4 protein-coding genes are annotated in these 18,409 nt (G+C 46.1%); 2 read left to right on the top strand and 2 right to left on the bottom strand.

Annotation, left to right across the window (positions count from 1 at the left end):
- Window positions 1–93: 93 nt before the first annotated feature.
- The gene (locus J7623_RS10225) at window positions 94–1,002 is read right to left on the bottom strand and encodes a transglutaminase domain-containing protein (RefSeq protein WP_291919832.1); all 909 of its coding nucleotides are present in this window, start codon (window positions 1,000–1,002) and stop codon (window positions 94–96) included.
- A gap of 33 nt (window positions 1,003–1,035) precedes the next feature.
- Window positions 1,036–3,639, bottom strand: a complete 2,604-nt coding sequence (locus J7623_RS10230) for a hypothetical protein (RefSeq protein ID WP_291919834.1) — start codon at window positions 3,637–3,639, stop codon at window positions 1,036–1,038.
- 629 nt (window positions 3,640–4,268) lie between these two features.
- Here J7623_RS10230 and J7623_RS10235 point away from each other — a divergent pair.
- Window positions 4,269–17,276 carry a gliding motility-associated C-terminal domain-containing protein gene (locus J7623_RS10235; RefSeq protein ID WP_291919836.1) on the top strand — a complete coding sequence of 4,336 codons (13,008 nt, stop codon included), beginning with the start codon at window positions 4,269–4,271 and terminating at the stop codon, window positions 17,274–17,276.
- A 91-nt stretch (window positions 17,277–17,367) separates the two neighbouring features.
- Entirely contained in the window at window positions 17,368–18,375 is a 1,008-nt protein-coding gene (locus J7623_RS10240) for a PorP/SprF family type IX secretion system membrane protein (protein WP_291919838.1), read from the top strand.
- Window positions 18,376–18,409: the final 34 nt, after the last annotated feature.

Here is an 18,409-nt window from a genome sequence, read left to right on the forward strand (position 1 = left end):
CTTAAACTATTCTGTTCGAAATCCTTTTTAAATCGAAAAAAGTGATGGTACTTCCTAAGGCGGCTAAATTTACTCATGCAGCAAATTTAAGGATCAGAGCTCAATCAGTGCATAAACTTTATCATTCATGTAAGGGCCGCCAGGATGCCGGGCGGTGTAATCCAGGTTAATCCAGTATTCACCTTTTAATTCGTGGTAATATATTTCCGTTACCACAGGCTTCGGGAAAAGGGTAACAATAGCCTGCTTCATAATTTCAAAATCTTCACGGTCGCCGCAATACAATTCCGGATATGCATGCCCTTTGATCAGTACAATACGGCAGCGGGCGCCAATAGATTGCAGGCAGGAAGTCATTAAAATGGAGTGATCGTCACAGTCGCCGCCTAGTCCATTTTTAATAGTTTCCTGTGGTGTGGCAAAATATTCATCGCGCCGGGAATCCAGTACATACTTAAAATGATTATTGATGTAGCGGAATAGCGAGAGAAAACGGGTGATTTTTCCGTATTTATAGAAATATTGGTCGTAATAATCGAGGGAATGTTGTACAGAGAAGTTACGGACAACGGAATCCTGGAAATTAACTTTTTCCCGTATACCCCTAACCGTTTTATCGCGGTAGCTCTCTACCCTTCTGGGATAAAAGCTAAGGATATCCAGCTGTTTGCTGTCTTTGGCGCCGAGGTTACCCTGCACCATGCCTTTATAATCGTTGAGTACATTGCTGAAGGTATAGCGTCCGGTATATTTATTAAATACCATTACGCTGCAAGCCAGTAAAAATATCGGGATAATAAGTGGCCGGAATATCCAGCGGAGCAGGTAAACCACGCAGAAACTCACAGCCACAGCTACCAACAGGTCTACATGCCATCCATTGGCAACCAGTGGCGGAATAAAACGGTTGATGTAAGGTGCTAGTAATGCTAACGTTAACAGGCTCAATAAATTGAGCAGTAGTAACTGTACCCTCGTGTATTTACTTTCGTCAATGGCCATTATGCTACGCAATAAAGCAAAATTATGCCATAATTATCGTGCAAAATTTGAAACGGCCTGTTTAAAGGAAGTACTTTTTCTGATGAGTTCTATTTGCTGCACGGTATCATTTTTTTGTTTATCCATGTGCAATTGCTGATAGATTTTATTCAGCAAACCGAAGTTCATCAGCGCCAGTACTTTGAAATCCAGCTTTTGTGCATTCTCTACAGCTGTTTCAGCAGTGCGGATAGCCTTGTTGAATTCGTGTTCATTAAAATAAACACCGGCGTATAACAACTTCTGTACAGATTCAAGGTATTTGCCGCCGAAATAGTCGGAGGAATATTTCTTAATTACCTGGTCAGTATGTCTGCAAATGCGTGCAGCCGACGCCGTTTGCCCTAAGCCAAGGTAGGCTTGTGCCTGCCAGCAGAGGAGTGTCAAACGGAGAGAATCTGTTTTGCGGTGTTGTAAGGAAGGGTATGTTTCAAAAATACTGGTGGTGAAATTAAGCAGGTGTTCATGATCTTCCAGCAGGGTAAATACAATGCCCATATTCCGGAATACAATTTCCTGTGGTTCGGTGATTGGTTTTTTTCCGCCTTTAGCGCCTGTCCAGTACCGGAAATAGTTGTAGATCTTCTCCCGGATATCTTCATTAACGATACCAAATTTGAGGAATTCATAAATGAACAACTGTATTTCATAAGGAGTTACCCACAGTTCATCTTCGAATTCATCTGCATTGTATATCTTTTTAATATTGTTAAGCTCTACTTCACATTGTTCTGCATCCAGTTGAAGCAGGGCCATGGTGAAGAGTTTGCTCCTGATTTTAAGCTTATCTTCCCGGGCTTCCGCCAATCCCAGCAGCGCTGTTAGAACTTTCCTTTTTCTGAAATGAATAAATTCATCGCTGATAAAGGGGCCTATCATGTTCTTTTTAAAGAACCCTGCCGGGAAGATAGATTTAAGTTCTCCCTGGTTGTTGCCATCATGTTGGTAATGTAGTACGAGGTATTCCAGCAGATGGGATTTTTCTATATTGGATAATGGTAAATGCAACATTTTGATGATGCCATCTATCTGGGCATGATTGATAGCATAGCGTAACAGCCATCTGAAAACACCGATCCGGTAAGGAGATTGCGGCAGATGCGCCAGTATGGCCATCAGCAGGGATTCATTAATTTCCTGGCCGTTTTGTTTCAGGTAATGCATCGCCACAAAATATTCCAGCAGCATGGTATGGGCGAAACGCACCTTTACGTTGAACATAATTTCCTGGCTCAGGTTTTCTTCTACCAGGATATTATCTGCCAGTAATTCCTTGTAAGCGGGGAATAATTCGGCATTCTGGGTGAGTAACAGGTTTTTATCTGTATAAATACCGGTTCTGCCGAGATCCAGCAGGGTCAGTAGTTTTTCAATAATTTTTATTTTGAAAGAATTGCTTTGCGAGTTGAATACCCTGTTTTGAATAAATCGCGAAACAATCTCAAATAAACTGAGGTGTTCATCTACAAATGTTTGATCCGGGCCTGTATTTAACTGGCAGAACAACTGCAGATAATATGGATACCTTAATTTCTGAAGAAAGGTTTCAGAAAACAGGCGTACAGTGGCAGGATCAAATTGATGATTATATAATATGGACTTCACCTCCTGCTCTGTCAGCTGAGGCATATTAATATTGGTTTCTTCATCCATTTCGGCGCCCAGGTACCAATAGCGCCGGAAGGCAGGATATTGTTGGGAGTGCTGAAATATTTCTGCCCAGGTGCTGCTCCGGATAGAAAGAATCACTTTCACCCATGGATACAGGTCGTTGGAATATACAAAGTCTTCCAGTTTGGAATAAAGTACCCGGAGTTTTTCGCCGGCTACTGCAATTTCATCGAACCCGTCTATTATTAATATAAGGCGTCCTCCTTTCTTATCGAAATGACTGGCGAAGTATTCGCGGAAGTTCTCGCCGTTGCCCAGGTTCATTTGATTATCCAGCCAGGTAGAAAGGGAAAAGCCTTTCAGCAGCAGGCTACCGGCCGCATGTGCGTGAATAAACCAGCAGATATCTCTTTTATACCGGGCTTCTCTTCCAAACCAGCAGTGTTCTGCCATGTGAACGAGGGCGAGTGATTTACCCCATCCGGAGGGAGCAATTAACGCAGTGGCTGCATAATCGCTTTCCAGGAACTTCTCAATATGTGCATTACAATACGGCCGGTGTACGGTGTACGGGAAGGCAATACCTGAGCGGTTTTTGAGGGTAAGGATGGTGTAGTGGGAAACCGCATCCGCTTTACTTTTGAGGTCCAGCCACTTGGTTGGATCAAATACAGGAACATTCGGGTTTTCGCCGGTGAACATGGGTTCACTGTTGAGTATCCTGTAATGATGTTGCTGAAAATCGTCCCAGTCTTTATACTGACAGTATTGCGAAAGTGTGTTCAACGTATATCTGGAGAAGCTGTGTTGCGCCACAGCAAAACCAAACACCCGTTTGAGCGTAGTTTCGCTCACCAGTTTCGTGGTGTCATCCAATATGGACTGAGAGAGATGTTTGCAATCTCCTGGTAGTATGACTTCAACACCGAACCTACGCAAAACTTCGTTCTGCAGGGTGACGATAAAGTCATAGGATAGATCAATCATAGGGGACAATAAAATGGATTTTCGAATTGTCGGTACTTTTTTAATTACGTATGGTATCTGCGTTTAGATTTAACAATCGACGAATGAACAAAATGAACAGAAAATATTAGATTGAATTATATATATAAAAATAATAAATAAGATTTGCGCGCACTTTAATTATAATCTGAATACCATATATAAATATGAGTATTACAATATACTATTATTGTATGAAATATTATTATATATTATTTTTTTGTTTTTTGACCGTCCGGCAAAGGTTCTTAAATATTTCTCGGTTGGTCAAAAAAAAATAATCAATCGTAGCGGGATCAGGCGCCCTAAACTGCTCAGTTCCCCAAAGTCGGCCAATCGGAAATGTGGAATGAACGAAATGAACAGGAAATATTAAGATTGAACAAAGTGAACTGTGAAAATGGAATGAACAAAAAGAGCCTTCAATAAACCACCCCTTCAGTATACATTCGTACCGTTTTGTAACATTCTTTTAACAAAATACGCAAGGAAGTATACTTTTTTTATCAACCAGTATCCCTTCCCCAAGAAATTCCTAACCTGCCTGCCTCCAATAGAGTTTTGTTGTAATGCAATGAAACTGAACAATTTTTATTCAAATATTTGATGCTATGCATTCAAAAGCTACTCCTAATAGCCCTTTTACTGCTCTCTGTTCTCTCCCTCACCCAAAGGGAACGGCTACTGCTAAAACCAGCTTTGCCTATATCTGTTTCAGCGCCGGTTCACTGGCCTGGAAAAGTCTGCTGGTATTGCTCCTACTATTTGGTATAAGCGCTAAAGAGGGCTGGGCGCAGACATATACTACACGGACTTATGCGACCACACAGGTCAACAGAGCCACCGGGCTTTGCGTAGGTTGTAATGTTGCCAGCGCCGCACAGGCAGTGGATGGCTCCCTGAATACCGCATCAACAATTAATACACTGGTCACCTTACTCGGTGCTACGGAATCTCAGGATCTGATTTTTCCGGCACCGATTACCAATAATACACCCGCAATAGTAAAGATAGGCGCTTCCGGTACCCTTGGTAACATAGTGTCGTTGCAACTGTTGGGAGGTGTATATGTACAAGCCTTCAACGGATCTACCCCGGTAGGTGATACCGCATTTGCCAGCCAGGCTACACTAAGCCTACTCGCCAGTGGCAACCAGGCAGAAATATTCCTGGCTCCTCCCGGCGTAACATATGATCGTGTAAGGGTTACCGTAGATGGCGGATTGGCCGGCGTTGCAGGCAGTATTGATGTATATGCTGCCTATTATAATGTGCCGGCATCCAGCACTATTGCATGTGATAAACCTATCGACGTATTATATGGTATAACCGGCTCTATTGGTGCATTAGGAAGTGTTACTAATCCGGCGCAGGCAGGCGACGGTATCGTTTCTCCTACTAACTATGCTACATTGAGCAGCGCCGTTGGCCTGCTGAATAGCAGTGCACAAGTAACTGCCGTATTCCCCGGCCTCTCCAAACTGGGCGACTCTGTACGCGTTATTAGCTCTATTTCCGGTTCTTTGATCTCATTACAGGTACTCGGCTCGGTTAAAGTGATTACTTATAACGGCCCGAACGTCGTAGATAATATTACTGGCTCCAACGGACTTTTACACCTCACTTTATTAGATGACGGTAGTGGATTACAAGCACTCACCTTCCAGCCTTCTGCACCTTTCGATCGTGTGGAAGTAATGCTGGGAGCAGTCGTCGCCGGCGCCCTCTCGTCGATACGAGTCCATGAAATACAACGATTCCCGGCCGGACCCGTAACAGGTGGAGGCGCGTTGCGAACTACCTGTTTAAATAATCCCATTACATTAAATATAAGTAGCCCCGATGCGGGACTTACTTATACCTGGTACGACTCTACGCAAACTACCGTAGTTGGCAGTGGTACCAGCTTTAATCCTGCAGTGAATGTTGCAGGAACTTTCCGTTATTATGTATCTGCTAAAAGATTGAACTGTTCTACAGAATCGGCTAAGACGCTGGTAACGGTAAAAGTGAATAATTTTGCTATAGCAACTGATATCACTATACCAGCTAATACCACCTCCTGTACCAGTGATACAGTCAAATTGACCCCTACTTCTACTACCGCGAATGTAAAACCAGTATTCAAATGGTATAAAGATGCTGCTAAAACTACTGCCATTACCAATGGCCTGGTAGAAGGCTCCGTGAAATATAGTATTGATACTACCGGTAAATTATCTATTACCGGTCTGGCTGTAGGTACCTATAATTATTTTGTAAGTGTTTCCGACAGTAATCATTGTGAAAATGCGGCCAATACCCTTGCACAGGCAACGGTAACAGTAGGTGCCGGCCCTGCTCCGGCTTCAGTGGCCCCGGCATTCTCTGTACCAACCGGCCAAACGGTAACGCTTACTGCGGCTCCCGTTGCCGGCTCCACTATAGTTTGGTATAGTGATACCACGCTGGCTTCAATCGGAACAGGTACATCCTTCCAGGTAGGTCCATTCAGCACACCAGGCACTTATACCTTCTATGCAGGTGTAAGAACTGCCAGCGGATGTGAATCATATCGTGTACCCGTAGTAGTAACTGTTACAGGTCCGGTAACAACCACTGACTGTAATGTGCCCACCAGCCAGGTAACCGGTACAACACTGGGTTGCGTTTTATGTAGTGTAGATAATCCTACCAATGATATTGATGCAAATCCAGCCAACTATACTCAGCTAAATCTTCCGGTAGGACTGTTGGGTGGATCGGTTTATCAGCAATTGATATTCCCCGCCGTTGGTGCTGCAACAGACAGTATCCGGTTAGAACTGGGTACATCCGCTCCGCTCGCAAACGTAAGCCTGCTGGGTGGTACCATTATTACCATCGCAAATGGTACTACTGTTGTAAGAAGGGATACCCTTTCGCAGATTCTTACCCTGCGCCTGCTGAGCAGCAACCGCTATACAGTAAGCATTCCGGCAACAGGTCCTTATGATCGCGTACAGATCCTGATGACAGGTACCGTGAATTTGCTGAATGCCTTGCAGATATATGGCGCACGCGCCGTGGGAGCCAATCCAACTATTAATCCGGCTGGATTCTCTACCTGCGTAGGATCCACTGCAACATTATCTGTTACTCCTGCTCCGGGAACAAGCGTATTGTGGTTTGCAGATTCTACCACCGCTACCTCCCTCAGCAATCAGGCTACTTATACCACTACTACATTGAATACACCTGGTAAGGTAACTTACTATGTACAAGTGGTAGATGGTACTTGTAACAATCCTGAAAGAATTCCGGTAGTTGTTACCGTGAATGCACTGGGTACTGCTGCAGATATTACACTGCCAGATACTACCACTACCTGTGGTAGCGCCGCTGCAGTGCTTACACCAACTGCTGCAGGTGTAACTTCTCCTGTATTTAAATGGTATGCTAACGCCAACAAAACTTCTCCGATCGTTAACGGAACAGTAATTGGCGCAGCTACCTTTACAATAGACAGCACTGGTAAACTTAGTGTTGTTGGATTAGCACCAGGTAACTATACTTATTATGCCAGCGTTTCCGGAACCAACCGTTGCGAAAACGCAGCAGGTAGCCTGAAAGCAGCTACCATTAAAGTAGTAAGCTCACCAGCACCTCCAACATTAGTACAATCTTATAGCGTTACTACCGGCTTGCCACTTACATTAGTGGCTTCTCCTGCTGCCGGTGCCACCGTAGTTTGGTACAGCGATACAACTCAAGCACCTATTGGTCGGGGTAGCTCTATCACACTGCCTCCGTTCACTACACCAGGCGTATACAACTATTTTGCTGGCGACAGTGTAAGTGGTGGATGTCTTTCTAACCGTTTACTGGTAACTGTCACTGTAACAGGTCCGGTAGTTCCAACCAGTTGTAATGTACCTACCAGCCAGGTAACCGGAACTACTTTGGGTTGCGTACTGTGTAGCGTAACTAATCCAACTAACGATATCGATACAGATCCGGCCAACTTCACCCGTCTGAATATACCGGTAGGTTTATTAGGAGGTTCTGTATATCAACAATTGGTATTCCCAACCACAGGGGCAGGTACTGATAGCATCCGCTTCCAACTGGCATCACCAGGCGGTTTGGCCGATGTATCCCTGCTGGGCGGTGCAGTAGTTACCGTATATAATAATAACACGGTTGTCAGCACACATACCTTATCTCANTTACTTACTTTAAGATTACTCAGCGGAAACACCTACGTTGCTACCGTAGCAGCAGGTGGTGCCTACAATAAAGTAGAAGTAAAACTCACCGGTGTAGCCAATCTGCTGAACTCACTGGATATTTATAATGTACGTGCAGTAGGACCTAATCCAACAATTGCAGCTAACAACGTAACTGTTTGTGCAGGCGAACCAGCCACACTAACTGCTACTCCTGCAGCCGGCACTACTGTACAATGGTATAAAGATTCTACAGGTGGCGTTTCACTGAGCAACCAGCCTACTTATACTACCGACAGTCTGAAAACAGCAGGTACCTTTACTTACTACGTACAAGTAGTAGATGGCACCTGTCCGAATCCGGAACGTATACCGGTAACCGTTACAGTGAATGCACTTGGTTCACCAGCTGATATTACAGTAACAGATACTACTGCTACCTGTGGTGGAAGTGCAGCTACACTGGTTCCAACTGCTCCGGGTGTAACTGCACCAGTATTCAAATGGTATGCAAATGCAAACAGAACAAGTCCGATTATAAATGGTACTGTAATAGGTGGCGCAACCTTCACCATCGACGCTGCTGGTAAACTCACGGTTACTGGCTTAACACAAGGTGCACATACTTATTATGTAAGTGTATCTGGTAGCAATCGTTGTGAAAATGCAGCGGGTAATCTGAAATCAGCTACTATTAATGTAACTGGTGCACCTGCTCCGCCTACTGTTGTACAGAACTACACTGTTACTACAGGATTGCCGCTTACGATTGTGGCATCTCCTGCTCCTGGTGCTACTGTAGTATGGTATAGCGACACTACCAAGGCAGCTATTGGTACCGGTAATTCTATTACCCTGCCTCCATTTACAAATCCAGGTGTATATACTTATTATGCAGGCGATAGCTTGGCAGGTGGCTGTTTATCCAGCCGTCTGCCAATTACCATTACCGTAACTGGTCCGGTAATTCCAACCAGTTGTAATGTGCCTACCAGCCAGGTAACCGGAACTACTTTGGGTTGCGTGCTGTGTAGCGTAGTTAATCCAACTAATGACATCGACTCTGTTAACACTAACTTCACCCGCCTCAATATACCAGTAGGTTTATTGGGTGGTTCCGTATTCCAGCAATTAATCTTCCCTGCTACCGGTGCATCATCTGACAGTATCAGACTGGATCTGTCTTCTCCAGGCGGCCTGGCGGATGTATCATTGCTGGGAGGTTCAGTGGTAACCGTTTATAACAACAATACTGTAGTTAGCACACATACTTTATCTCAGTTGCTTACCTTAAGATTACTGAACGGTACACGCTATACAGCAACCATAGCAGCAGGTGGCGCCTATAATAAAGTAGAGGTGAAACTCACCGGTGTGGCTAATCTGTTGAATTCTCTGGATATCTATGGTGTACGCGCTGTAGTAGCTGAACCAACAATCACCACTAACAATGTGACTGTTTGCGCTGGTCAGCCTGCTGTATTAGCTGCTACTCCTGCAGCCGGTACTACTGTACGCTGGTATGCAGATTCTACTACCCTGGCTATACTCAGCACACAAAACAGCTTTACAACAGATACCCTTAAAACAGCAGGTACCTTTGTATACTACGTTCAGGCGGTAGGTGCAAATGGTTGTGCTAATCCTAACCGCATACCGGTTACCGTTACTGTGAACCCGGTAAGCAAAGCTGGTGATATTACAGTGGCAGATACTACTACTGCCTGCACCAGCAACCCTGCAGTGATTACACCAACTGCAGCGGGCGTTACTGCACCGGTGTTCAAATGGTACAAGGATGCAAACAAAACTGCACCAATTACCGACGGCCTGGTAAATGGCGCCGTGAAATATGCAATAGACAGTGCTACCGGTAAACTCACCATTACAGGTCTCGCTGCCGGCAACTATACTTACTATGTAAGCGTAGCAGGTACCGGCCAGTGCGAAAACCCTGCGGGCGCACTGAAAGCAGCAACTGTACAGGTGGTAACCGCACCAGCGGCTCCAGTAGTGACCGGAGACGTAGTAGTACAAACTGGTGTGAAAGCTACCCTGAATGCTACACCGGTAGCGGGTGCCAATGCTACTATCGTGTGGTATAGTGATTCTACTTCTACTACACCAGTAGGCACAGGAGCTTCTATCCAGGTAGGACCTTTCAATAATCCAGGTACATATACCTACTTCGCAGCGGTACAAATTACAGGCGCTTGCTCTTCTGCCCGCGTACCAGTACATGTGGTGGTAACAGGACCAGTAATTCCATCTCCGGATTGTAATGTGCCAACCAGCCAGAACTCCGGTACTACCCTCGGCTGTATACTGTGTAGTGTAAATGGACCTACTAACGATATCGATAGTGTTCAAACTAACTTCACCAGGTTGTCTATCCCTGTAGGTTTACTGGGTGGATCAGTTTATCAACAGCTGATATTCCCGAATCCTGGTAAAGCAACAGATAGTATCCGGATCCGTCTGGCCACATCTGTCGGACTGGCTGATGTAAGCCTGTTGGGTGGTACATTGATTTCACTGTACAACAACAATACCCTGGTGAAAGCAGATACTTTATCACGCCTGCTTACTTTACGCTTACTCAACGGGCAACAGTTTGCTGCAACTATCGTAGCACCTGCTGCTTACGATCGCGTAGAAGTAAGATTAACCGGTGTGGCAAACCTGTTGAGCTCAATAGATATCTATGGTGCAAGGATCTTCTATCCTAAACCAACAGTAAATACAACTAATGCAAGTGTTTGCATAAATAATAAAGCAACTCTTTCCGTGACTCCGGCAGCAGGTACTTCTGTACGCTGGTATGCTGATTCTACCAGCACCACCGTATTAAGTACACAGGCTACTTATACTACGGATACGCTGAAAACAGCAGGAAAAATAACTTACTATGTAGCCGTACTGGGTGGACCAAACAACTGTCCAAACCCTGAACGTATACCGGTAAGCGTTACTGTATCTCCTGCTCCTGCTGTACCAGGTGCTCCGGCTACAGTTAATATCTGTCCAGGTGCTGACGCGCTGTTGCAGGTAACTAATCCGGATCATCAGCTTACTTACAACTGGTACAATGTAGCCACAGGTGGTACTAAACTGAATACAGACAGTGGCTTTGTATTCAAGGTGCCTGCAGTGATGAGAGATACAACATTCTATGTAGAAGCAGTAAGCAGTTGTGGTGCAGCGTCTCCAAGACAATCCATCAGTATTGTACTCTCTTCTGCACTGAGTGCACCAGTTGTATCACCAAATCCAGATACAGTGGTTATTGGAACACAGGCAGTACTTACAGCTACTTCCAATGCTGCTAACGTGGTATTCAAATGGTATGGTAGTCAAACAGGAAATGATAGCCTGTTTACCGGCCAGATGTTCGCACCTCCAACGCAGAATACATTAGGCACTGTTACTTACTGGGTAGAAGCCTCCCTCACCGGTGGTACTACTTGTAAATCTATCAGGGTGCCTGCAGTGGTAGTATACGGGCCAACAGGTCCAAATCAACCGGTACCTTGCGAAGGAGCCTCTACGCAGACCATTGGTGGTAGCGGATTGCTGATCCTGGGTAATGTATACAATCCTGCGCTGGCGGTAGACAATGATGCAAACACGGCATCCTCTCTGGTGATCAACCTGGGTGCACTGAATGCACAGGTATGGCAGAGGGCTAAATTCAATGGTATCTCCGGAACAGGTGACACCGTGAGAGTGCTGCTGTCTAACCCAAGTCAGATATTGTCTGCAGCATTGCTGGGTGGTGTGCAGCTGACCACTTATAATGGCAACACACCAGGTGATTCTGTCGCCATCAATAACCCGCTGATTAAACTGACACTCCTGAGCGGTGGTAAACAAGCGATCGTTGAATTCGTACCAACGAAAGCATTTGATGCCGTAGAAGTGAAACTGAAATCAGGTATTGCGGGAGCATTAACTACAATAGACTTCAACTATGCACAGCGTGCCCTGGTAGCGCCAACAGTACAGGCCGCACAGGTGACCGTTTGTGCAGGAAATACCGCTACACTGAATGTACAGAATCCGGTAACAGGAGTTACCTATCGCTGGTACAACAGCAACGGTATTTACCTCACCGGTAAAGATGGCGTATCCTTCACTACCGGTGCACTCACTAAAGACACTACCTTCTTTGTGGAAGCATTCAGAAATGGTTGCGCAAGCAAAGGACGTGCAAGAGTGGATGTGAAAGTAACCGCGGCACCGGCAGCGCCACAGGTACAAGCTGCTAACGTAGATGTATGTGCTGGCTCCGATGCGGTACTCGCAGTAGTGAACCCGGTTAAAGGATACACTTATGGATGGTACAATGTGGCACAAGGTGGTGCTAAACTGAATACAGACAGTGGCTTCACTTACAAAGTAGTGAACGTTACTACCAAAACCATTTACTATGTGGAAGCAATCAATGATAGCTGTAATACAGTATCTGCTACAAGAACAGCCGTAACTGTAAACACTGCTGCTGCATTGATGCCACCAACAGTAACACCAACAACGGATACAGTGGTAGTAGGTCAGCAACCAGTATTCAGAGCAAGTGCAGCTACTGCAAATGCCCAATTCTACTGGTTCGCTACGCAAACAAGTACCGATACCTTGTTCAAGGGATCTACATTTGCACCGCCTGCCTCTAATGTATTAGGAACGATTACTTACTGGGTAGAAGCCGCCCTGCCAGGAGCAGCTACCTGTAAGTCAGCGAGAGTGGCTGTGAACGCACTCACCGTAAGCGGCAGCGTTGATCAGGTGCCTTGCGAAGGCGCAACAGGCCAAACGATCGGTGGATCTGGTCTGCTCATACTGGGTAATGTTTACAACCCTGCGCTCGCAGTAGATAATAATAAGAATACTGCATCTTCTCTGGTTATTAACCTCGGAGCAGTCAACGCCAGCGTGTTTGAAAAAGCGACATTCAATGGCTTGTCTACACCAGGTGATACAGTAAGAGTGATGCTGTCTAATCCGGGTCAGATACTCTCTGCTGCGGTACTTGCCAGCGTACAACTGACAACATACAACGGTAATGCTGCGGGCGACTCCGTAGTGGCATCTAATCCGCTGATCCATCTCGATCTGCTCAGTGGTAGCAGAGGTGTGGTACTGTCATTTGTTCCAACGAAAGCATTTGATGCGGTAGAAGTGAAACTGAAATCAGGCATCGTAGGTGCGCTGACTGCGGTAGACTTCCACTACGCACAACGTGCCATCGTACAACCAACTGTACAGGCTACCAACGCTACTATCTGTAAAGGAAAACAAGCTACACTCAACGTTGTGAACCCTGCTCAGGGTGTAGTATACAGCTGGTACAACAGTGCAGGTAACCGCTTGCTCGACAGCATCGCATTCGTAACACCAACTACCCTCGATTCCGGTACTTATACTTACTATGTAAGAGCTACCAGGAATGGTTGTACAGGCGCAGCTTCTGCACCAGTAATTGTAACGGTGAAAGGAATACCATCAGTGCCAGTGCCGGTGAATAACAATGTATCTACTTGTCTGAATACACCTGTAACCCTCAGCGTGAAAGCTGTGGCTGGTGTTCAGTTCAACTGGTATGATGCAGCAACCGGTGGTGCAATACTGTCAGCAAATAGTAACACTTACACTACACCAGCCAATCTGCCGGCAGGTACTTATAACTTCTACGTGGATGCTGTGAATGCGGGTAACTGTACCAATGACAGCGGACGCGTGAAGATTACTCTGAGAGTAGATAGCGCATCCACAGCGGCTGACATCCAGGCGGCTGACCAGGTAGTCTGCGCAGGTGGCGTGGCGGTATTAACGCCAACCAGCACAACTGTTCAGAACCCAGTATTCAAATGGTATGCAAACCCTGATAAAACAGGTCCAATCACGCAGGGCGTAAACGCTGCCGGTGTATTGACCATCTCAGGTTTAACTACCGGAACATACACCTACTATGTAAGTGTAAGCAATGCAGGCAAGTGTGAAAATGCTGCCGGTGCATTGAAAGCAGTGAAAGTAACAGTAAATGCAAACGCAACAGCAGCAGACATCGTACTGGCAGATTCAACTATCTGCGCAAACAGTACCGTGAAACTGACCGCTACCAGCACTACTGTAACCAACCCTGTATTCAAGTGGTATAAAGACGCAGCACTCACTACATTGCTGTTTACTGGTCCATCATATACCACCGGACAGATCACCGCTACTACTTCTTACTATGTGACAGTAGAAGGTGCTAACAAGTGCGCTAACACAGCAGCAAATGCGAAAGTGGTAACTGTTACTGTACGCGATGTACCGGTACCAATCATATCCGCTTCAGCTATCAGTATCTGCGTAGGCGACACTGCTACTTTAACTGTTCAAAATGCAGATAATACCCTCACTTATCGCTGGTACAACGCGGCAACAGGTGGCACATTATTATTCACCGGACCGGTGTATAAGGTAACAGGCCTTACTGCATCAGCGGACTTCTATGCAGAAGCATCCGCCGGTACATGTACCAGTGCTACCAGAACCAAGGTATCCATAGGCGTAGGTGTGGCACCAACTCCAATCCTGGAATCCAATAATGTAACAGTTTGTCAGGGTGGTACTGCGGTACTGAAGGTGACTTCTTCCGTAAATAACATCACTTACAAATGGTACACTACAGCTACAGGCGGTACCGCAATATTCACCGGCCCGATTTATACCACCGGAACTATCAACGCTAATACTACCTTCTATGTAGAAGCGATCGGTGATACTTCGAAATGTGGTAAACCATCTGCACGCGCCGCCGCGAAGGTATCTGTGGTACCAGTGCCGGCAGCTCCAACCCTGGTAAGTAATAATGTACAGGGTTGTATTGGTCAGCCGGCTTCACTGGCTATCCAGAATCCAGCTGCAGGTACTACCTACCAATGGTTCGATGCAGCTACCGGAGGCACCATGGTATTCCAGGGACCAGTATTTAATATCACTGCACTGGATAGCACCATCACCTACTATGTACAGGCATTGGTGAATGGAGGCTGCCCAAGCGCCACCAGAACCAGCGCTACTATTAAGGTGAACAGTATACCAACTGCACCGGTGGTAACATCTTCTTCCCTCTTCGTTTGTCAGGGCGGAAATGTAACACTGACCATCCAAAATCCTGTTGCAGGAACTACTTACCGTTGGTTTGATGCAGCGGCTGCGGGTAACCTGTTGTTCACAGGCACCAGCTTCACTACCGGAGCATTGAATGCGAACACTGATTTCTACGCAGAAGCCAGCAATGGTAACTGTAGCAGCACTCAGAGAACTAAGATATCCATTGGCGTAGGTCAGGCACCAACACCAATCCTGGAATCTAATGCAGTAACCACTTGTCAGGGTACTTCAGCTACACTGCGTGTAACTTCAGCTACCAACGGTATCACCTATAAATGGTATACTCAGGCAGCCGGTGGTGCAGCTATATTCACAGGACCAGTATTTACAACAAATCCGCTGAACACCAGCATGGACTTCTGGGTAGAAGCTACCGGTACCACTGGTCAATGTGGTAATCCATCTGCAAGAGTGAAAGCTACCGTAACAGTGGTAGTGGCACCAAATGCACCGGATGTGGTTGCATCTTCTCTCAAAACATGTGCAGGTACAGGTGTTACTGTAGCAGTGAAAACAGTACAGCCTAATATTACCTACCAATGGTATGATGCGGCTACAAATGGCTCATTGCTCTTTACCGGTCCTGTATACAGTGTACCTGTAGTAACACAGAATACTACTTATTATGTACAGGCTAACCTGGGCAGCGGTTGCTCCAGCTCTACCAGAACAGCGGTGAGCGTATCTGTTGATCCGGCTCCGCCAATTCCAACAGTAGACCTGGATAATGTAGTTACCTGCATAGGCGGTACAGCTACATTTACTATCACTAATCCTGATCCTGCTATGACTTACCGCTGGTTCGATGCACCGTCTAACGGAACGCTGCTGGCTACCGGTAACGCATATACTACCGCACCACTCGCACAAACAACTGTCTTCTACCTGGAAGCATTGAATGGCGCAGGATGCAGCAGTGCACGTAAAGGATTAACCGCAACAGTAGTAAGCACCATAGATGCACCGTTGGCAGATCCGATCACCGTATGTAGCGGTCAAACCGGTGTGCTGACAGTGAAGAACAAACAAGCTGGTGTCATCTATAAATGGTACACTTCACTCACAGGAGGTACAGCAGTATTCACCGGTGGCGACTTTACCATCAAGCCTACATCAAATACCATATACTACCTGGAATCTTCAACAAGCGGTGGTTGTGTAAGTGCCAGCAGAACACAGGTGAATGTATCCGTGAATCCGTCACCAACAGCACCAGCAGTTGCGAATGCAACCCTGCAGGCTTGCCCTGGTCAAACGGTGACACTCAATGCACTGAATCCTGATCCTGCGCTCACTTACCAATGGTTCACCAGCGCAACAGGTGGTACAGCGGTAGCTAACGGAGCAACATATGTTACACCTCCGGTAAATGCAAACCAGATGTACTACCTGCAGGCAACCAACAGCAACGGCTGTTCAAGCCCAACACGCACCGCAGTAAGCGTAATCGCTACTCCGGCACCAGGTAAACCAACTGTAACGGGTAACGATAATGGTGTATGCCCAGGTAAAACAGCTACACTCATCGCTACTTCAACAACTGCAGGTGTAGACTTCCGCTGGTACACCCTTGCTACAGGTGGAACGCCAATATATACCGGCGCCACATTTGTAACACCAGCGCTGAATAACAACACTACTTACTATGTGGAAGCATTTACCACAGGTGGTTGTATCAGTGCAGGCCAGAGAACAGTGGTAGAAGTAAACATTGCACAACCGCTGCCGGCACCGGTAGTTACCGTGGATAACACCACTGCTACTACCATTACCTTCCGCTGGGCACCGGTTACCGGAGCACAACGCTATGAAGTAACACTCGATAACGGTGTGACCTTCATCCCGCCAAGCTCAGGACCAAACGGTACAACGCATACGGTGACAGGCTTACAACCTAACCAGAGCGCAACCATACGGGTAAGAGCGATCGGTGCTTCCGACTGTGAAACCAGTGCATTGTCTACAGCCGTAACAGGTAAAACCACTAATCCGCAAGGCAATAACATCTTTGTACCGAACCTCTTCAGCCCGAATGGTGACGGTATAAATGATATCGAGTATGTGTACTCAACAGCTATTGCACAAATGGAATTCAGAATCTACAACCAGTGGGGTCAGTTGGTATTCACATCCAAAGACCAGCGTCAGGGATGGGATGGTACCATGAGTGGTCAGAAACAACCTGTAGGCGTATACGTATACATCCTGAGAGCTACTATGCAGGATGGCACCGTAATCACCAAGAAAGGTAACGTAACACTCATGAGATAATGATGCTTCATCAGCGTAATACAAAGTCAATCATAAAACCGGGATGCAATCTGCATCCCGGTTTATCCAGAAAATGCTAAAAAATGTTCCTATGAAAAGGATTTTTATAGTCGCAATAATTTTATGGAGCAGTTTGTTGCCCAGAATATGTGCTGCCCAGGTAGATCCTCACTTCTCGCAATACTATGCTTACCCGTTGTGGCTGAATCCAGCATTAACGGGGGTAATAGATGGTGATTATCGCATTAGCGGTGATTATCGTAATCAGTGGGCGAACTATGGTAAGCCATTTTCTACTGCCGGAGTGTCCATTGATGCAGCCACTGATAAAAATGTAGGGGTAGGGTTGAATGTAATGAATATGTCGGCGGGTGATGCCGGCTATAATTACTTTAATGCTATGGCCAGTGTTTCCTACAGTGGTGTGAAGTTTGGTCCTACCCAAACCAGCCAGATCGTGTTTGGTATCAATGCCGGGTTGATCAACAGGCGCCTGGATCCTGCTAAGTTTCAAACCGGTAGCCAGTATCAACCGGTAACAGGTTTTGATCCCAGCATTTTTAATGGTGAGAACGTAAGCAAAACGTCTTCTACCCAATTTGACGCCGGCGCCGGTGCGGTTTTCTTTGACGGTAATCCGAATCACATGTTCAATCCATTTGCCGGATTTGCAGCAGCTCACCTTACCCGACCTAAAGATCCTTTTAACTCCGATGCTACAGATAGAAGATTGCCGGTACGCTACCTGGTACATGGCGGTACAAAGATTAAACTGAATGAAAGGATACATCTTACTCCCACAGGTCTTTATATGAGACAAGGTAATGCAGAGGAAATTGTGGCCGGCATGTATGCTCAATTAATGGTAAACCCCGAATTCGATTTCCTGGTAGGAGGCAACTATCGCTTTAATGATGCGGTAATACCTTTTGCAGGATTCCATTTTAAAAGCTTTACACTGGGGTTGAGCTATGATGCCAATACTTCTAACATGCGCCGCCTGGTAAATGGCAGCCAAAGCTTTGAAGTATCTCTTTCCTTTATCAGCCGCAAAAGACGAGTGTTGAACGAAGAATACTTTATTTGTCCCAGGTTATAATCAGCAAGCAACCGGATCAGAATGGAGGAAAAAA

Source organism: Chitinophaga sp. (genome assembly GCF_017745275.1).
Lineage (GTDB): Bacteria > Bacteroidota > Bacteroidia > Chitinophagales > Chitinophagaceae > Chitinophaga.